This window comes from Rhodococcus sp. WS1 (assembly GCF_003797745.1).
Taxonomy (GTDB): Bacteria; Actinomycetota; Actinomycetes; order Mycobacteriales; family Mycobacteriaceae; genus Rhodococcus_F; species Rhodococcus_F erythropolis.
In genome coordinates this window covers 1,745,408-1,762,643 of sequence record NZ_RKLZ01000002.1, presented here as the reverse complement: position 1 = coordinate 1,762,643, position 17,236 = coordinate 1,745,408, and the positions used below count along the sequence as shown (strand labels likewise).

Sequence of the window (17,236 nt, the reverse complement as noted above, 5' to 3'; positions counted from 1 at the left end):
ACTCGAATTCGAGAACCGCTCAGAAAACCCAACCGCGAAGGGCGACAAATCGCAGGCCACCGACAATTCCGCTCACTGCGATCACAAGCCCGGCTTGAAGAAGTCCGTCGGCGCCGGGGAGAAGGAAGCCGAGCGCACTGATGGCGGCCGAACTGGCGATCAACCCGACCAGAGCGAGTCCACCGCCTTCCCACTGCGCGGTAAACCAGTTGACGCGATCCGCGGCATGGAAGGTGAGCCGGCGATGCAGCTCGTTGGCCAGAATGGTGCTCAAGACTGCACCAACGGCGTTGGCGACCAGCGCTCCGTCACCGCGCAGCGCCAGAAAAGCGGCAAAGTACAAGATATTGCTGGCTCCGCCGACGAGGGCAAAACGAACGAGCTGAGCAAAGGCGCCGTCGCCGGCAAGAGCGCGAAGCCTCGTTGCCGCGAAACCTGCACTCCGCGTACCCACCATCGAGATCGGATTGCTCCCGACCCAGATGTCAGACGTGCTCATATCGGCTTCTCTCATACGGACAATCGGAACCACACGTTCCGCTTAGTAATATAGCACTAACGGAATCGATCATTCCGCTTAGTGCCGTAGACTGTGAGGATGCCGACAACACACCCCGACGCTTCTCATGCGGGGACCTCGGCCGACTGCTCACAGCCGCGCCTTCGGTCCGACGCCAAGGCCAACCTCGAGCGCATCCTCAACTCCGCTCGCGAGGTGTTCGCTGCCCAAGGACTCGACGCCACGCTGGCGGACGTCGCCAAGCACGCCGGCGTCGGCGTCGGCACCGTCTATCGCCGGTTCGCCAGCAAGGACGAGCTGATCCAGGCCCTGTTCGACACACGGTGCTCCGAGATCGAAACGATTGCCGCCACCGCCCGGGAGATGCCAGACGCCTGGGAAGGTCTTGTCTACTTTCTCGACGTGATCTCCCTGCGCATGGCAGACAACCGCGGATTCGGCGATCTCCTGATGGACGGGCGCTTCGCGTCCGACACTTTCGCTCGCGCGCGCGCCGGGATCGCTCAGCACACCGCGGCACTTGTCAATCGCGCCAAGGAACAGGGCACCCTGCGGAGCGACTTCGAAGTCAACGACATTCCGCTTCTCATGCAGGTCGTCAAGATGGCCCAGAAGTTCGGCGGCGACGAGGCCCCTCAGGCTTACCGCCGCGCACTCGGGTTCATGATCGACGGACTCTGCGCGTCCCGCACCGGCCATCGCGAGTTGCCCGTCCCGGCGCTTTCCTCCGAACAACTCGATCACGTCCTTCATCGGTTTCAGGCATCGCCCGATAAGAACTGCTGACTCGATTTCGGGGTCGACGCCGCAATGGCGTCGACCCCGAAATTTGCTGTCAGTGAGCGATTACCGGTTCACCTTCCGGCGAATCCGGAAGCAGTCCACTCCGAAGAACCAGTCCGGTCAAGACCGCACCGACCGCGAATATGCCTGCGGCCCAATAGAACGTGGTGGTGTAACTCTCGACGGCAGCCTGTGCCTGGGTCAGCGGATTCATCTCGCGGCCCACCAGGTAGTTGGTGGAAGCCGAGGCTGCAATCGTGCTGAGCAGTGCAGTTCCGATCGAGCCGCCCACCTGCTGCATCGTGTTGACCGTGGCAGATGCGACGCCGGCATCTTCGTGGTGCACGCCTGAAGTTGCTCCCTGCATCGACGGGGCGAAAATGCTGCCCATGCCGAGTCCGGTGACAACGAGCCCCGGCAGAATGTGGACTGCATAGGTGCTGTCCACGGAAATCTGGGCCAGCAGCGTCATTCCGATCGCCGCGATGACCATTCCGCTCACGATCAGCACTCGCGGACCGACGCGCGGTAGCAAAACCGCTGTCGAAAGCGTTGCCGCTGTCACGATTCCGAACACCATCGGCATGAATGCGAGGCCGGTCATGATCGGGCTGTACCCGAGGATCAGCTGCATGTAGTACGTCAGGAACAGGAAGACTGCGAACATGCCTGCGCCGGAAAGGAAGATCGCCAGGTACGAGCCAGCCCGGATTCGGTCGAGGACCACCCGCAGCGGAAGGAGCGGGTGCTCGGACTTGGTCTGCCAGTAGATGAACGCCGCCATGAACACGACGCCGGCAACGAGCCACGAGATGGTGGGAGTTGCACTCCACCCGTCCGATTCGGCCTTCGAGAATCCGAAGACGATGCTGAACAAGCTGATCGACACCAGGATCGTTCCCGGGATGTCGAGCTTGGGTCGCGAGTCACTGGTGTGCGGCGCGAGCAACAGGACTGCTCCGACCAGGGCGATCGCCGCGAAGAAGAGATTCACGAAGAGGCACCAGCGCCAGTCGACCCACTCGGTGAGTGCGCCGCCGAGCAGCAGTCCGATGGCGCCACCACCGCCGGCAACGGCACCGAAGATACCGAAAGCCTTGGCACGCTCACCCGGATCCGTGAATGTCACGGACAGCAGCGACAGGGCTGCCGGGGCAAGGAGCGCACCGAATACGCCCTGGCCGGCACGAGCGGCAACAAGCATTTCGAAGTTGACGGCTGCGCCACCGATGGCGGAAGCCACTGCGAAGCCGATAAGACCGACGATGAAAGTTCGCCTGCGCCCGAACAAGTCGCTCAATCGACCGCCGAGTAGCAGCAAGCTGCCGAACGCCAATGCGTATGCCGTGATGATCCACTGGCGGTCCGAATCACCGAACTCCAGTGAGCGCTGCGCAGCAGGCAGCGCGATGTTGACGATGGTGGCATCCAAGACCACCATCAGCTGCGCAATTCCCAGAACCGCGAGAACCAGCCACCGCTTTGCGTGGTTGTCCCCTGAAGGCGCTGAGGACTGCTCGAATTCAGTCCGTTCAGCAATGTCTGACATAGTCCCTCGCCCAACCTATGCGGAGATGGCTTCTCCGGTTAGCAAAAACGCTACACGAAAACGGAGAGGCTGTCTCCACTTGGCGGGTAGAGTGGGGACATGAGTACCGCAATGGAGCGCCCCCTTCGCGCCGATGCTGCACGTAATCGGCAGTTGATCATCGACGCCGCACGTGAATTGTTCGCCGAAGAAGGGATCGACGTCACACTCGACGACGTCGCCCGGCGCGCGGGTGTCGGCGTCGGAACGGTCTATCGGCGGTTCGCCAGCAAAGAAGAATTGATCGACGGAGTCTTCCAACAGAACTTCGCCGACATGGCGGCGGCCGCGGACGCGTCACTCGCCAATCCGGATCCGTGGGACGGACTTGTCACCTTTGCCGAATTCGCCTGCAGCCGTATGTCGGTCAACCGCGGGCTCAAAGACGTCCTGAACGGAACCGACGAGGGATGCGAGCAAGTCGCATGCCAACGATCCATCATCGAACCGTCGGTCGAGAGGATCTTCTACCGGGCCCAGGAGGCCGGGATGCTGCGCCCCGACGCCGTACCGACGGACCTGTTCGGCCTCATCTTCATGGTGGGCGCAGTCACCGAATTTGCTCAGCCCGTCAACCCGACCGTGTGGCGTCGATACCTCTCGGTGATGCTCGACGGTCTACGCACGGCGGGGTTGCACCGTGACGCACTCCCCCTTCCTCCACTGAGTTCGGAGGAATTGCACGAGGCCAAGCAATGCCTGAAAGACCGCCGCCGTTGAGCGGTTCGGTCAGATCTGCTCACGAGGAATGAAAATCCACATCACGATGTAGATCAGAAACTGCGGGCCGGGCAGCAGGCACGAGAGCACGAACAGCAAGCGGACAGTCGACGACTTCCAACCGAAGTATCGAGCGATTCCGGCGCACACCCCACCGAACATTGCTCCCGAGCGGGCGCGGGTGAGCTTGCGGGTCTTCATCGGGGAGGTCATGTGCTGTTTCCTTTCAACGGAACTCGCGGTTCATCCGCGTCGACCTCCACTATCCGCCGCCGATCCACCTGTGCGCATCAGGCCATGGACCCATCTTTTCCGACACGGTGTGTCCTCAGGTACGAGTCCGTCCCCACGTCTGACTCAGGGTTCTCCCCCACACCCCAGCCTCGTACCTCAGCAGGGAAACATACGTCGAAGCCGTTTCGGAGCCGCAAAAGGTTGCCAGTTGTCCACGTCCTGCGCCAGACGATCGGCAACCGTCCACAACGCCGACGGGTTGTGGGTCAACCCCATGTGACTGCCTTGCACCGCAATGCTTTCCGACAGGCCTGCCGAGGTTTCACAGCACGCTTGCCATGGAACGATACCGTCGTGCCTGGAGTAGACCGACGTGGCAGGAACGGAAATAGGCGATCCCTGTTCGGATTCGATGCCGTCGACCGGAGGCAGTATCGCGTGATTACCGGACAAACGAGCGTAGAGAGATCCGACTCTCGTCTGCTCCAGACTGGTGAGACCGAAAGGACTTCCGAGTGTCACTACCTGACGTACCGAATCCGGCAGATCCCTCGCCAGCTTTCGAGCGTAGATACCGCCCAAACTCCAGCCGATCACCGACACCTTCTGCTCGTATCGATCAGCTACCTCGGCCAATGCGGCAGGCAATCCGTCGACCACCGTCGCCGTCGGACCGGTGTTCAGACCCAGATTCCAACCGTGAACCCGGTATCCGAGAAAGCTCAGGTACATCCTCAAGGCGAGAGTCGACACGTCCGAAGTCAGCAATCCGGGGAGAACGAGGACCGGATGCCCGTCCCCACGCGGCGATCGAAGCAACCAAGGAGCCGCGAGAAGCAGTGAAGCGATGTCGACCAGTCCGCGCGTCGGCTCGCTCAGACACATCGCCAAGGATGGTGGCCCCGGAACGAGTGGGTCGACTTCACGAATCAGCGTCGATCGCTGCGCCCAATCGAATTCGGCCTCCGCGAAATCGATCGCCGAGACTTCCGCAACTACGGACACCTGAACTCCTGTCGGCCGGTGCCCTCGTCGGGGCGTGTGGTGGGGTGGTTCCGCGAGCTGTGTGCTCAACCCGCGGAACCTTGTCCTCATCCACCACCGGTAGCGAACCAGGACCCGTTCTGCCCACAGATTCGTGACCAAAGGCCTCTCGACCACACGAACACTGTGTGATCCAGAACACTAGTTTTGATTACGTTGCATCTACGTTGCGTACGTGTTTCGTCCCCGAAGGAGAACAGATGGCATTCACGGAAGAAGAAATCGCATACATGCAGTCGCAGCCACTGGCGCGCGTAGCGACGCTCTCACCGCACGGGCAGCCAGACGTCGTTCCGTTGGCGTTCGAATACGACGGGGCCCACTTCTGGATCGGCGGGGGTGGCCAGAGTGTCCTGAAAACCAAGAAGTTCCGCAATATCGGGTCAGGACAACTCGAAGTCGCCCTCGTCATCGACGACATGCCGTCATTCGAGCCGTTTGTCGCGCGCGGGATCAGGATCTACGGAATCGCTGAACAGCCGATCGAAAGGGTAGGAATGGTCGGTCCCGGAATCTATTCACGCATCACGCCGACAGTCTCGTGGAGTTGGAACTTGGCGGGAGAACCGGCGGGTGAGACCTGGTACGAATCTCACAAGACTGTTCACACGCAATAGGTCAGTTCGGGCAACTCTCGGGTGGCAGGTTTTCGGCGGCCCACGTTGTCAGTTCACTGAGAGCGGGGAGCAGCGCCTGCCCCGACGCCGTGAGTTCGTACTCCACAGCGATGGGCGGGCCGGCGTCGACGGTCCGCGTGACCAGGCCCGCACCAGCCAGTTCGGTCAATCGGTCCGAGAGCACGGAGTCGCTGATCTTGCCGACTGCACGCTTGAGTTCCGCAAATCCCGCCGGACCACCGAGGAGCGTCGCCAGGATCACACCGTTCCAGCGTTTGCCGAGAAAGCTGAAAGCGCGAGCCAACGCCGCGTCACAGACGCGTGGTTGGTGCTCGGCTTCACTCTTCCCAGGCATTGCTTCATCCTAGGCCCGAGGCCACGGTGGCCCGTCAACTCGCCGCAAGAGGGACTCCTGGGCGACGGTTGCAGCCAAGACGCCGTCGCGTGTCCAGAAGTGGCCGGTCGAGAATCCCCGGCCGTCAGTGGCGGAGTTGCTTTCCTGAGCGAAGAGCATCCACTCGTCGGCCCGGAAGGGTCGGTGAAACCAGATCGCGTGATCGAGTGACGCCATCAGCACTCGCGAAGGTCCGACCATCAACGACCGGTGGGGCTGGATGTCGAGTGAGGCCGTCGATGCCAAAGACAAGTCCGAAGCGTAGGTGAGGACCCCGGCATGGAACAACGGTTCGTCGGGAAAGGCGTGATTCGGTTTGAACCACACCGACTGTGCGACCGACCCCCGCTCGCGCTCACCCTCGTCGGCAACGAATCTCATGTCCATCGCACGATGTGTCTTGTTGTCGCGGAACTCGTCGGCGCGCGCACTCGCCCAGCGCTCGTATGGATCGGGAAGGTCCTCCGGAGCAGGTACGACGGGCATCTCCCCCTGTCGATCGGTGCTGTCCTCCGGAAGTTTGAAGGACACGGACAGTGTGAAGATCGGCGTGCCCAGTTGCAGGGCAGTGACCTGACGGGACCAGTACGTACGTCCGTCACGAAGACGACCGACTTCGTAGGTGATGGGCTGCCGCGGATCGCCTGAGCTGAGGAAGTATCCGTGAAGGGAATGCACCACCGCAGTCGCAGGCACTGTCCGACCAGCGGCGGTCAAGCCCTGTGCCGCGAGATGCCCACCGAAGATACGCCCGGGAGAGCCAGCGTGACAGTAACCCTGAAATCTGTCGGGTCCGACGTCGTCCAGGCTCAGCAACGTGTGTAGGTCGAAGGACTCGAGTTCTCGCGATTCGGTGAGCGTCACGTCCACAACGTCCCTGCATCGACGGCTTCAGCGGCGGGGGCCGACGGCAGACCCGGATCGGAGCGGGAAAATCGCGGCGCCGGACGATGCTGAGTGACCCCGTCCAGTTCCACGAGCGAACCACGCTGGGCAACATGGGGATTGGATGAGGCTTCCGCAAACGTCAGAACCGGTGTCGTACACGCGTCGGTGCCGTCGAAGATCGCCGCCCACTCGTCGCGTGTCTTGGACGCGAACACATCGGCAAACACTTTCTTCGTGTGCGGCCATGCACTCTTGTCGTTCTGACTCGGCAACGTCGCGGAATCAAGTCCCAAACCCGCCAGAAGTAGTGCGTAGAACTGTGGTTCGACGGCACCGACTGCCATGTATCTGCCGTCGGATGTCTCGTAAGTGTCGTAGTACGGGGCGCCGGTGTCGAGCATGTTCACACCGCGTTCGTCAGACCAGCGTCCGAGACCGCGGAAACTCCACATCATGTGTGACAGCGCCAGCGTCCCGTCGACCATGGCGGCATCGACAACCTGACCCCGCCCGGACTTCTGTCGCTCGAAGAGCGCGGCAAGTATTCCGAACAACAGAAACATCGAGCCACCACCGAAGTCTCCCACCATGTTGAGCGGCGGAACCGGACGCTCACCGGCACGACCTATCGCGTGCAGGACGCCGGTCAGCGAGATGTAGTTGATGTCGTGTCCGGCAGCCTGCGAAAGCGGCCCCTCCTGACCCCATCCTGTCATCCGGCCGTACACCAGGGCCGGATTCCGTTCCAGCGCAACATCCGGGCCGAGACCGAGCCGCTCGATGACCCCGGGACGGAAACCCTCGATGAGCACGTCCGCACGCTCGATCAATCCCAGAACGATGTCGACGCCGGCAGGGTCCTTGAGGTCCACCTCGCAGATACGACGCCCACGCTGGGTCTGATCCCGTGGCTGACCGGGACCGGGGATCCGACCGGCGCGCTGAACACGGACGACGTCAGCGCCGAGATCAGCGAGCAACGTCGCTGCGTGGGGACCTGGACCGATTCCGGCAAGCTCTACGACGCGAAGTCCGGCGAGCGGTCCGCGGCCTGTGGTGGTACCCATGATTGTCCCTCGGTTTTCTCTCGTCTCGAAATATTTGTGTAAGTACGGGTTTCAGCCGAGCAATGACGGCAGCGCCCGGGCGAGGTTGCGTTCGTGAATCTGGGAGGCGCCCTCGTAGATTCGCAAGGCACGCACATCCCGCCACATACGCGGTACCGGGTGATTGCCGACGATGCCGACCCCGCCGAGCACCTGCACCGCCCGGTCCCCGACCACCGACGCCATCTCGGTGCAGTACAGCTTTGCCGCGGCAATCCGATGACGCGGCGGCGTTCCGCGGTCGAACTCACGGGCGCAGTCGAGGATCATCGCTCGTCCTGCCTCGAGTTCCGCATAGCTGCGTCCGAGCATCGCCTGCACGGCACCGAACTCGGCCAACGGTTGGTCAAACTGCTCACGAGAACCCGCGTATTTCATTGCCTCCGTGAGCATCCGAGTCGCCTGACCGACTGCGGTCGCGGCAACGTGCGTGCGAGCCTGGTTGATTCCGCGCATCGCGTGAACCATCCCCAAACCTGTTGCACCGCCGATCAACCGGTCGGCGCTGACCACAACGTCACGCAGGCTGATCTCGGCGACTGGGCCTTCGGCATGACCGTTCATCAATTCAGGCAACCGGGTCTCTACCCCCGGCGATTCCCGATCTACGAGGAAGGATGAAATCTCGCCGTCCGCGGTGCGGGCGAACACCACCAGAACATCAGCCCACGCTCCGTTGGTGATGAAGCGCTTCTCACCGTTGATGACGTAGCCGTCCGGGGTGTTGGTAGCGGTGGCGCGCACGGCGGAGGCGTCACTACCCGCCTGCTCCTCGGTGAGAGCAAACGCCATGACGCACTCCCCCGCCGCCATCGCCGGTAGATACTGTTCACGCTGAGCGTCGGTGCCGTATTCGAGGAGGATCTGCGAAGCCAGTCCGATACTGGTCGAGAATCGGGAACGGTACACCGCCGATGACCGGGTGAACTCGAAAGTCAGCAGCACCTGCTGTTCGACGGTCCACCCCAATCCGCCGACGCTCCTCGGAAGCGTGATGCCGAATAGTCCGACCTCGGCCATCCTTGTCACGAGGTCAGCGGGAACCTCACCAGCAGAGACCATTTCGTTCTCACGAGGAATGAGCTCATTGTCGGTGAAGTCGCGGATCACCTGCCGGTAGGCGTCGAAATCGAGGTCGCGAATCTGTGGGTCGATCACGGTTCTACTCCTGGAAGCATGTTGGGAAGATGGCTGTGTCACCGGTAGGTCTCACGCAGAGTGCGCTTGAGGATCTTCCCTACCGGCGACAGCGGGAGTGCGTCGACAAAATCGACCGACCGCGGCGCCTTGTACCGAGCTATACGCTCACCGACAAAATCTCGGAGTTCATCACCGCTCGAATTGTTTTCAGGTGTGCGCACCACCACTGCATGGACGCGTTCTCCCCATTTGTCGTCGGGTACTCCGATGACCGCGCAACTGCTCACACCGGGATGCTGGGACAGGGCGGCTTCGACTTCGGCACTGTAGACGTTCTCGCCGCCCGAGATGATCATGTCCTTGAGTCGGTCTACGAGAAACACGTAGCCATGCTCGTCCATGAAGCCGAGGTCACCGGTATGCATCCATCCACTGCGCACCGCGTGCGCCGTCTCCGCCTCGTTGTTCCAGTAACCCATCATGACGTTCGAGCCCCGCACGACGACCTCACCGATATCGCCGCGCGGAAGCTCTGTGCCGGTTGCGTCGACAATCCGCACCTCGGTGTGTGGCGCAGCACGTCCCACTGATCGAAGTCGTTCCGGGTGATCAGGATTGCGGTGGTCGTCGTCGCGGAGAAGTGTTGCTGCCGGGGCCAACTCGGTCATTCCGTAGCCCTGGCGCAGTCGAAGATCAGGTGATCGTTCGATCAAGCGCCGAACCAGTGGTTCGGGCATCGGCGATGCGCCGTAGGTGATCGAGGTGAGACTGTCGATCGGCAGACCTGTCCGATCAGCGTATTCGAGCATCGCTTGCACCATTGTAGGCACGAGCAGAGATTGTGTAACTTTCTTCTCTGCAATGGTTTCGACGAGTTTCTCGACGGTGAAGTCCCCCATCAAAACATGCACGGATCCGGTAACCGAGGCCTGGACCAAACCGGCGAAGGCTGCGAGGTGGAACAGGGGCGCCACGTGCAGGGAGCGGCCTGGCAGATTCGGCTCACCACTACCGGCAAGGACTCCGAGCACCGATGTCAGGATCTGGCCTGCGCTCAGCATGACACCTTTGGGGCGGCCTGTAGTTCCGCCGGTGTACATGAGCAACGCCAAGGCATCGGGATCTGCGTGAGTATCGGGAATCGGACCGTGCAGCGCCAAAGCAGAGTCGTAGTCGACCGTATCGCCGGGCAGATCCGCCGCACCGAATACGATCACGGTCTCCAGTACAGCGCACCGATCACGCAGTTCCAGCGCAGCGGGCAGACGCGGTCCGTCCACGAGAAGCACTGTGATTCCGGCATCTTCGATGTGAAATGCCATCTCGTCGGGACTCCAGCGGTTGTTCACCGGGGACGCGACCATCGACGCCCAGGCACAGGCGAAGGAGTATTCGATATACTCGAGACAGTTCGTGGCCAGTATTCCTACCCGGTCACCTCGGTCGAGCCCGTACGACGTGAACATACCGGCCAATCGCGCAACGCGACTCTCCAGTTGAGCGAACGTCAACTGGCGCTGCCCGTCAACGACGGCGATCGCGTCGGGTTCGCGCTGGACCGACCGATGTAAACCCTGAGTCAAGTACATTCTCGTTCACTCTCCTGATCCCGATAACAATGTGTTCCAGTTCTTTTCAGCGGCCCGTGAAGTGCGGTACTCGTTTCTCGAGGAATGCCGAGCGCGCTTCCTCCACGTCTTCGGAATACGCGCACGTGATCAGCCGGTCGGCTTCGTCCATCAAGAATTCGGACAGCGGCCGCGACATCGCCGAATCGAGGTTCAGCTTTGCACCACGCACTGCCAACGGTGCCGAAACAGAGAGCCGCTGAACAATTTCCGTAGTCCTCGCTTCCAGCGATTCTTCGGCGAAAGCCTCGTGAATCATTCCGAACGAGGCAGCGCGATCAGCTTTGATTCGTTCGGACAGCAGCATCAATTCCCGCGCCTTCGATGTGCCCGCTGCGCGGGTCAGCAACCACGCCATTCCCATGTCACCGGACATTCCAGCCCCCAGGAAGGCCGTGTTGAACATCGCATCGGCTCCGGCATAGCGAAGATCGCACGCCAGAGCGAGACTCAAGCCGGCGCCCGCACAGCCACCGCGAATCACCGCCACCGTAGGCTTGGGATGCTGCACCAAAGTTGGTATCACCCGTGAAACATCAAGCAAGCGAGTGCGATCCTCTTGCTGTGAATCACCCCGCACTACACGGCTCGACCGATCACCGGACTGATCGCGACCGACCGAAAAGTTCCCTCCAGCGCCCGTGAGCACGACGACTCTCACGGCCTCGTCACCGGCCGCCGACGTAAGCGCGTTCTGCAGCTCGGTGAGCAGCGTGTACGTAATCGCGTTGCGTCGATCCGGTCGGTTCAGAGTCATCGTGGCGACACCGTCATCGACGTCGTAGAGAAGCTCTGCCATGGTTTCCCTCGATTCGTTCAGAACCCGGCCGCTTTGGCGATGATCGTCTTCATCACTTCGTTGGTTCCGCCGTAGATGCGCGACACACGGGTGTCCGCGTACAGACGCGCGATGGGGTATTCCAGCATGTAGCCGTAGCCCCCGTGAAGCTGCAAGCACTTGTCGATGACCTCGGCTGCCGTCTCGGTGCAGAACAGCTTTGCCTTGGCGGCGTCGGCAACACTGAGGTCGCCGGTCTCGTGTAATTCCAGAGCCCGGTCGACCATGCACTGAGCAGCCTCCACCTTGGCGATGCACTCGGCGATGACGAACTTGGTGTTCTGGAACTCCGCCACCGCCTGGCCGAACACCTTGCGGTCACGCACGTAGGCAGAGGCGAAGTCGATGGCTCCGACGGCCGCCGCAGTCTGGGTGACTGCGATCATCAGTCGCTCTTGCGGAAGGTTGTTGGCCAGGTAGCCGAAGGCAGCCCCCTCCTCACCGAGTAGATCCTCGGCCGGCACCCGTACGTCGGTGAAGGAAAGCTCTGCCGTGTCCGAAGTGCGCATGCCGATCTTCTCGAGCTTGCGACCGACCTCGTAGCCTTCGCTCGACGTGTCCACTGCGAGGATGCTCAACCCGGCGCGACGATTCTCTACCGTCGGCGGTGACGTACGGCAGATCACGAGAACCCGATCGGCCTGAACGCCGCCGGTGATGAATGTCTTTGCGCCGTTGAGAACATAGTGAGTGCCGTCCTCGGACCGTTTGGCCGTGGTCTTGATGCCCGCCAGGTCCGAGCCGGTGCCCGGTTCGGTCATCGCGATGGCAGTCATCATGTCGCCACTGATGAAATCGGGCAGCCAACGCTGCTTCTGCTCTTCGGTTCCGTAGGTCAGGATGTATGGCAGGACCAGGCCGGTGTGTACACCGAATGCGCCAAAGCTGACTGCCGCACGAGCCGTCTCTTCGGTCAGGGCAGCCTGGAACTTGAAGCTTGTTTCACCCGCTCCGCCGTACTGCACGGGAACCGTCATTCCGAGAACGCCGAGCTTGCCGAGCTGGCGATAGAAGTCGCGGGGCACCATGCCCTCGCGCTCCCAATCGGAGAAGTTGGGCACTACCTCGGCTTCGATGAAGCTACGGATGACCTTGCGGAAATCCTCGTGCTCTTCGTTGAATACTGTGCGCTGCATTGTTTCTCCTGGATATTGTGAAATGAAAGTGAGTAGTGCTCAGCCGAGGATTCGCACCCGATCGCGGGTGGCGTTGACGGCGCAGAGCGCGATGACGGCACCGATGACAGTCGCGATTCCGAAGATCTGGAATGCGGTGGCGTATCCCTCGGCCGGGGTTGCGGCGCTGTCGACGATGACGCCGGTGAGGTAGGGAGCGATCAGACCGCCGGTGGCCATCAGAGCCATGAAAACACCCAGTACCGAGGCCATTTGCTGCGGCGGGCAGATTTCGGAGATCGCTGCGTTGAACTGCGGAATGATGACCGTCCCGATGCCGTAACCCACTGATACCACGAGCACCGCAACGATCGGAGTCTTGATGAACGGCATGCTGACGAGGGCAAGCCCACAGATCAGCAGAGCAATTCCGGGAACGATGCCGCGCAGGATCCGAGAGCTGGCACCCCGCGCCATCAGCCTGTCACTGATCGACGTGCACAGGAACATGAAGAACAGTCCCGCGATGCTGGGAATGCCGAACATGGTTCCCGCCTGAACCCGCGAGTATCCAAGTCCCACTTCGAAGTACGACGGCAGCCACGTGAGCACCACCGTGATGAGAGCGTACATGGTGAACACCGCGGCAAGCGCACCGAGGAATGTCGGCGTGAAGAAGATCTTCGTCAGCGGCACCTTGGCGACAACCGTCCCGTCTGCCACTGTCGACGCAACCGTGTCGGACTTCCGAACCGGCCGCTGCATGTACGGCCCCTCTTTCCAGGTGAACAACCACAGAACACACCAGACCACGCCGACCCCGGCGAGGATGATGAACGTTGCTCGCCACCCCCAACTGGCTACAGCCAAGGCCATCAGCGGCGCGATCGCAATCTTGGCAATCGAAGCACCGGAAGCCAGAAAAGCTCCTGGAAGGCCACGCTTTTCCGCAGGATGCCACGAGTAGACACCGGTGTGAACGAGCGCGCCTGCTGGCCCCTCGAAGAATCCGAGCATCATGCGCGTGAACAGGAGCATCCCGAAACCGGCAACCACCACGAGCGGGATCATCGACGCTGCCCACCCCAGTGAGAGCAGAACCAGCAACCACCGCAGCGACATCCACTTGTGCAGTACCCCGGCAAAGAAGCCACCGACGGTGAAGGCCAGGAAGAATGCACTGCCGACCAGTCCGATCTGTGCAGAGGTCAGCCCGAATTCCTTGGCCAGCGGCTGTGCAACCAGGCCGAAGACTGCCTTGTCAGCCCAGTTGACGACGACAAGGAGAACGAGAACTCCGGTGAGCCCCCATGCCCGCACTCGGGATTCCCCTACTTCTCGCGGTGGTGCGGCGGTGGGAAGAGCCGGCTTGCTCAACGTCATTCTCATCGATCCTCTCAGGCAAGTGCGACAACTGCGCCACGGAGTGAGCGCAATGCGAAACAGAAGCTGGGTGAACTGATCTCAGCACCGAAGTACTGGATGCGGGACTCGGAGACCGGTCCGGTGCGAACCTGACGTGGCCGCTTCGACCGTCAGGCACCTACTCTGTGACACACGCCACCTTGCCGCCCAGAAAGTAAATCATCAATCGGCATGCTGACGCAATAGTCTCGCAAAATCATCCACATACCTCGGCAAACCATCGGAAATTGCAACGAAAGTCCCACGTAAAGACGCACTGTGATCCAGTAGACAAAACTCGAATCGTGGTGTTAAGTAAATTTCCATCCGATCAATTAGGAGACAATCGTGACCAGAAAAGTCCATGTTGCCGGAGTGGGAATGATCCCGTTCACCAAGCCGGGCAAAAGCGAGAACTACAACGTCATGGGAGAGACCGCCGCCCGTGCCGCCCTCGACGACGCCGGTATCGACTACTCGCTGGTCCAGCAGGCCTATGCCGGCTATGTGTACGGTGATTCCACTGCCGGACAGGCCGCCATCTACGGTCTCGGGCTCACCGGAATCCCGGTCATCAACGTCAACAACAACTGCGCCACAGGCTCGTCGGCCCTTTTCCTCGCACGCCAAGCCGTCGCAAGTGGCGCCGTCGAATGCGCATTGGCTGTCGGCTTCGAGCAGATGAAACCCGGTGCACTCAAGCGAGTTTGGGACGACCGCCCTGCCCCGATGTACCGTTTCGACGATCTGATGACCGAGATCCAAGGCGTCCACGACGCACCGCGCGCAGCCCAGATGTTCGGTGGCGCAGGACTTTCCCACATGGAGAAGTACGGCACCAAGCCCGAGACCTTCGCAAAGATCTCGGTCAAGGCACGTAAGCACGCGGCCAACAATCCCAACGCGGTCTTCCGTGATCTTCTCACCGAAGAGCAGGTGCTGGAGTCACCGCACATCTTCGGCCCGCTCACTCGTTACCAATGCTGCCCACCCACCTGTGGTGCCGCTGCCGCTGTCGTCTGCAGCGAAGAGTTCGCCCGCAAGCACGGGCTGGCGGCTGACGTAGTGATCGAGGCACAGGCCCTGACCACCGATACACCAAGCACTTTCGAGGACCGCGACATGATGAAGGTCGTCGGCTACGACATGACGGCTGCCGCAGCTGCGCAGGTTTACGAAGCCGCAGGCATCGGACCTGAGGACGTTCAGGTCGTCGAACTGCACGACTGCTTCTCCGCCAACGAACTCATCACGTACGAAGGTCTTGGCCTCACGCCCGAAGGTACTGCCGAGAAGTTCATCCTGGACGGCGACAACACCTACGGCGGACGAGTAGTCACCAACCCGTCGGGAGGCCTGCTGTCAAAGGGCCACCCCCTCGGCGCCACCGGTCTTGCCCAGTGCGCCGAACTGGTCTGGCAACTGCGCGGTCAGGCCGGCAAGCGGCAGGTCGAAGGAGCACGAATCGGACTGCAGCACAACCTCGGACTCGGCGGTGCGTGTGTGGTCAGCATCTTCAAGAAGGTGGGCTGACATGGCGCTCGATCCGTCCGTCGTCGGAACGATCATCCCGGGCCACGAGGCACTGGTCGAGCGCGGACGCCTGCGCTTCTTCGCCCAGGCCATCGGTGAGACCAACCCGATCTACGGAGACGTCGAGGCCGCCAAGGCTGCGGGGCATCGTGACCTGGTGGTACCGCCGACATTCCTGTTTTGCCTCGACATGGAAAAACCGGACCCGTTTGCCCTGGTCCGATCGCTGAAAATCGACATGAGGTACGTCCTGCACGGCGAGCAGTCCTTCGAATATCACGCACTCGCCTATGCCGGCGACACACTTGCCTACAACGGCAAGGTCACGGACGTGTACTCGAAGAAGAACGGCGCCTTGGACTTCCTTGTCCGGACCGCCGAGGTCACCCGCGACGGCGAGTTGATCGCCCGCCTCACCAACACCCTGGTCGTTCGAAACCCTAAGGCGCAGAAATGAAAACAGGAGACGTTCTTCCCTCCCTGGAATTGCCCGAGATCAGTCGCACCACTCTCGCGCTCTACGCCGGCGCTTCGGGTGACCACAACCCGATGCACATCGATCTCGACGTCGCTCGCTCCGGCGGAATGGACGACGTGTTCGCACACGGCATGCTCTCGATGGCCTACCTCGGTCGATTGCTGACCAATTACGTTCCGCAGGAACGCATCCGCACCTACAGCGTTCGCTTTGCCTCCATCACGCCGCTACACGCGACGCCGACGTGCACCGGGACCGTCACCAAGATCGAGGACGGTCTGGCCCACCTCGATATCGCCGTCACTCTCTCCGACGGCACCGTCACCCTGCGCGGCGACGCCGTCGTAGCCGCTTGAAAACTCTCTCTACCGAAAGGACCCCCGACATGGGCAAGCTCGACAACAGGACAGCACTCGTCACCGGATCCGGCCGCGGTATCGGCCGCGCCATCGCCATGAAGTTCGCCGCGGAAGGCGCGAGCGTCGTAGTCAACGATCTTGATCCGGGCCCGGCCAAGGAGACGGTCGAGGAGATCATCGCGGCCGGTGGCAAGGCAGTGGCGTGCGTCGGTTCGGTCACCGAAGAAGGTTTTGCGGATCGATTCGTCAACACCGCAATCGATACCTTCGGCGGCCTCGACATCATCGTCAACAATGCCGGGTTCACCTGGGACAACGTCATCCAGAAGATGACCGACGAGCAGTGGGACACGATTCTCGATCTGCATCTGAAGGCACCGTTCCAGATCCTGCGCGCCGCTCAGCCCTACATCAAGGCCAATCCCACCGACTACCACCGCAAGGTCGTCAACATCTCGTCCAACGCCGGAGTGGTCGGCAATGCCGGTCAGTCCAACTACGCAGCCGCCAAGGCCGGCATCATCGGCTTGAGCAAAACCCTCGCGCGTGAGTGGGGTCGTTACAAGGTCAACGTGAACGCCGTTGCGTACGGTCTGATCAACACCCGCCTGACAGAGGCGTCGGCCGACGGCAACTCCACCATCGACGTCGAGGGTCGCGAGATCAAGGTCGGAGTGAACCCGCAACTCCTGGCGGCAGCCGAGCGGACCATCCCATTTGGCCGCGCCGGACGTCCGGACGAAGCGGCCGGCGCGGTGTTCGCACTGTGCCTGCCCGAAACCGACTACGTCAGCGGCCAGTGCCTGGTGTGCGACGGCGGCAGTCGCTGACCTCACGTTTCCAGAAA

At 61.6% G+C, this 17,236-nt stretch carries 19 protein-coding genes; 7 read left to right on the top strand and 12 right to left on the bottom strand.

From position 1 onward, the window contains the following. Positions 1 to 19: 19 nt before the first annotated feature. Positions 20 to 457, bottom strand: coding sequence for a GtrA family protein (locus EEB12_RS20900; protein WP_020908979.1), 438 nt, complete (start codon positions 455 to 457; stop codon positions 20 to 22). Positions 458 to 598: 141 nt separating this feature from the next. On the opposite strand from EEB12_RS20900, the gene EEB12_RS20895 reads away from it, so the two are divergent. Beyond that, complete coding sequence (locus tag EEB12_RS20895) at positions 599 to 1,306, top strand: TetR/AcrR family transcriptional regulator (protein ID WP_020970663.1); 708 nt, start codon at positions 599 to 601, stop codon at positions 1,304 to 1,306. A 49-nt stretch (positions 1,307 to 1,355) separates the two neighbouring features. Here EEB12_RS20895 and EEB12_RS20890 read toward each other — a convergent pair whose 3' ends face one another. Beyond that, complete coding sequence (locus EEB12_RS20890; protein WP_003940566.1) at positions 1,356 to 2,852, bottom strand: MFS transporter; 1,497 nt, start codon at positions 2,850 to 2,852, stop codon at positions 1,356 to 1,358. Positions 2,853 to 2,951: 99 nt separating this feature from the next. Here EEB12_RS20890 and EEB12_RS20885 point away from each other — a divergent pair, with 99 nt between their 5' ends. Beyond that, positions 2,952 to 3,611, top strand: a complete 660-nt coding sequence (locus tag EEB12_RS20885) for a TetR/AcrR family transcriptional regulator (protein ID WP_084324871.1) — start codon at positions 2,952 to 2,954, stop codon at positions 3,609 to 3,611. A gap of 9 nt (positions 3,612 to 3,620) precedes the next feature. Here EEB12_RS20885 and EEB12_RS20880 read toward each other — a convergent pair whose 3' ends face one another. Both EEB12_RS20880 and EEB12_RS20875 read right to left on the bottom strand, forming a co-directional pair. Beyond that, a complete protein-coding gene (locus EEB12_RS20880; RefSeq protein WP_019745155.1) occupies positions 3,621 to 3,824 on the bottom strand; it encodes a PspC domain-containing protein in 204 nt (67 codons plus the stop codon). Between the two features lie 177 nt (positions 3,825 to 4,001). Further along, positions 4,002 to 4,850: an alpha/beta fold hydrolase gene (locus tag EEB12_RS20875; protein ID WP_141488429.1), complete on the bottom strand. Its 849-nt coding sequence runs from the start codon at positions 4,848 to 4,850 to the stop codon at positions 4,002 to 4,004. Between the two features lie 239 nt (positions 4,851 to 5,089). On the opposite strand from EEB12_RS20875, the gene EEB12_RS20870 reads away from it, so the two are divergent. Continuing rightward, positions 5,090 to 5,506, top strand: coding sequence for a PPOX class F420-dependent oxidoreductase (locus EEB12_RS20870; protein ID WP_141488428.1), 417 nt, complete (start codon positions 5,090 to 5,092; stop codon positions 5,504 to 5,506). Position 5,507: 1 nt separating this feature from the next. Here the strand turns inward: EEB12_RS20870 and EEB12_RS20865 are convergent, their stop codons facing one another. The 8 genes from EEB12_RS20865 to EEB12_RS20830 are packed head-to-tail and all read right to left on the bottom strand — an operon-like array spanning position 5,508 to position 13,935. After that, positions 5,508 to 5,861 (bottom strand): winged helix-turn-helix transcriptional regulator, encoded by a 354-nt coding sequence (locus tag EEB12_RS20865; RefSeq protein ID WP_019745158.1) that lies wholly within the window; start codon positions 5,859 to 5,861, stop codon positions 5,508 to 5,510. A 9-nt stretch (positions 5,862 to 5,870) separates the two neighbouring features. Beyond that, on the bottom strand, positions 5,871 to 6,764 hold the full coding sequence (locus tag EEB12_RS20860; RefSeq protein WP_052741009.1) for an acyl-CoA thioesterase: 894 nt from the start codon (positions 6,762 to 6,764) through the stop codon (positions 5,871 to 5,873). Further along, positions 6,761 to 7,855: a CaiB/BaiF CoA transferase family protein gene (locus EEB12_RS20855; protein ID WP_141488427.1), complete on the bottom strand. Its 1,095-nt coding sequence runs from the start codon at positions 7,853 to 7,855 to the stop codon at positions 6,761 to 6,763. The genes EEB12_RS20860 and EEB12_RS20855 overlap by 4 nt, the downstream gene beginning before the upstream one ends. 51 nt (positions 7,856 to 7,906) lie before the next feature. After that, positions 7,907 to 9,052 (bottom strand): acyl-CoA dehydrogenase family protein, encoded by a 1,146-nt coding sequence (locus EEB12_RS20850; protein WP_141488426.1) that lies wholly within the window; start codon positions 9,050 to 9,052, stop codon positions 7,907 to 7,909. Positions 9,053 to 9,090: 38 nt separating this feature from the next. Next, entirely contained in the window at positions 9,091 to 10,623 is a 1,533-nt protein-coding gene (locus EEB12_RS20845; protein ID WP_141488425.1) for an acyl-CoA synthetase, read from the bottom strand. Between the two features lie 46 nt (positions 10,624 to 10,669). Continuing rightward, entirely contained in the window at positions 10,670 to 11,461 is a 792-nt protein-coding gene (locus EEB12_RS20840; RefSeq protein ID WP_029256164.1) for an enoyl-CoA hydratase/isomerase family protein, read from the bottom strand. A 17-nt stretch (positions 11,462 to 11,478) separates the two neighbouring features. After that, positions 11,479 to 12,636, bottom strand: coding sequence for an acyl-CoA dehydrogenase family protein (locus tag EEB12_RS20835; RefSeq protein WP_020970671.1), 1,158 nt, complete (start codon positions 12,634 to 12,636; stop codon positions 11,479 to 11,481). A 39-nt stretch (positions 12,637 to 12,675) separates the two neighbouring features. Next, the gene (locus EEB12_RS20830) at positions 12,676 to 13,935 is read right to left on the bottom strand and encodes an MFS transporter (RefSeq protein WP_092764403.1); all 1,260 of its coding nucleotides are present in this window, start codon (positions 13,933 to 13,935) and stop codon (positions 12,676 to 12,678) included. 432 nt (positions 13,936 to 14,367) lie between these two features. On the opposite strand from EEB12_RS20830, the gene EEB12_RS20825 reads away from it, so the two are divergent. Genes EEB12_RS20825 through EEB12_RS20810 form a run of 4 tightly spaced genes read left to right on the top strand, consistent with a single transcriptional unit; the run spans position 14,368 to position 17,219 of the window. Further along, positions 14,368 to 15,552, top strand: a complete 1,185-nt coding sequence (locus EEB12_RS20825; RefSeq protein WP_029256167.1) for a lipid-transfer protein — start codon at positions 14,368 to 14,370, stop codon at positions 15,550 to 15,552. Between the two features lies 1 nt (position 15,553). Next, positions 15,554 to 16,009 carry a MaoC family dehydratase N-terminal domain-containing protein gene (locus EEB12_RS20820; RefSeq protein WP_020970674.1) on the top strand — a complete coding sequence of 152 codons (456 nt, stop codon included), beginning with the start codon at positions 15,554 to 15,556 and terminating at the stop codon, positions 16,007 to 16,009. Continuing rightward, the gene (locus EEB12_RS20815) at positions 16,006 to 16,386 is read left to right on the top strand and encodes a MaoC/PaaZ C-terminal domain-containing protein (RefSeq protein WP_029256169.1); all 381 of its coding nucleotides are present in this window, start codon (positions 16,006 to 16,008) and stop codon (positions 16,384 to 16,386) included. Before EEB12_RS20820 ends, EEB12_RS20815 begins: the two co-directional genes overlap by 4 nt. A 29-nt stretch (positions 16,387 to 16,415) precedes the next feature. Then, positions 16,416 to 17,219 carry an SDR family NAD(P)-dependent oxidoreductase gene (locus EEB12_RS20810; RefSeq protein WP_113682504.1) on the top strand — a complete coding sequence of 268 codons (804 nt, stop codon included), beginning with the start codon at positions 16,416 to 16,418 and terminating at the stop codon, positions 17,217 to 17,219. The last annotated feature ends 17 nt before the right edge of the window (positions 17,220 to 17,236 follow it).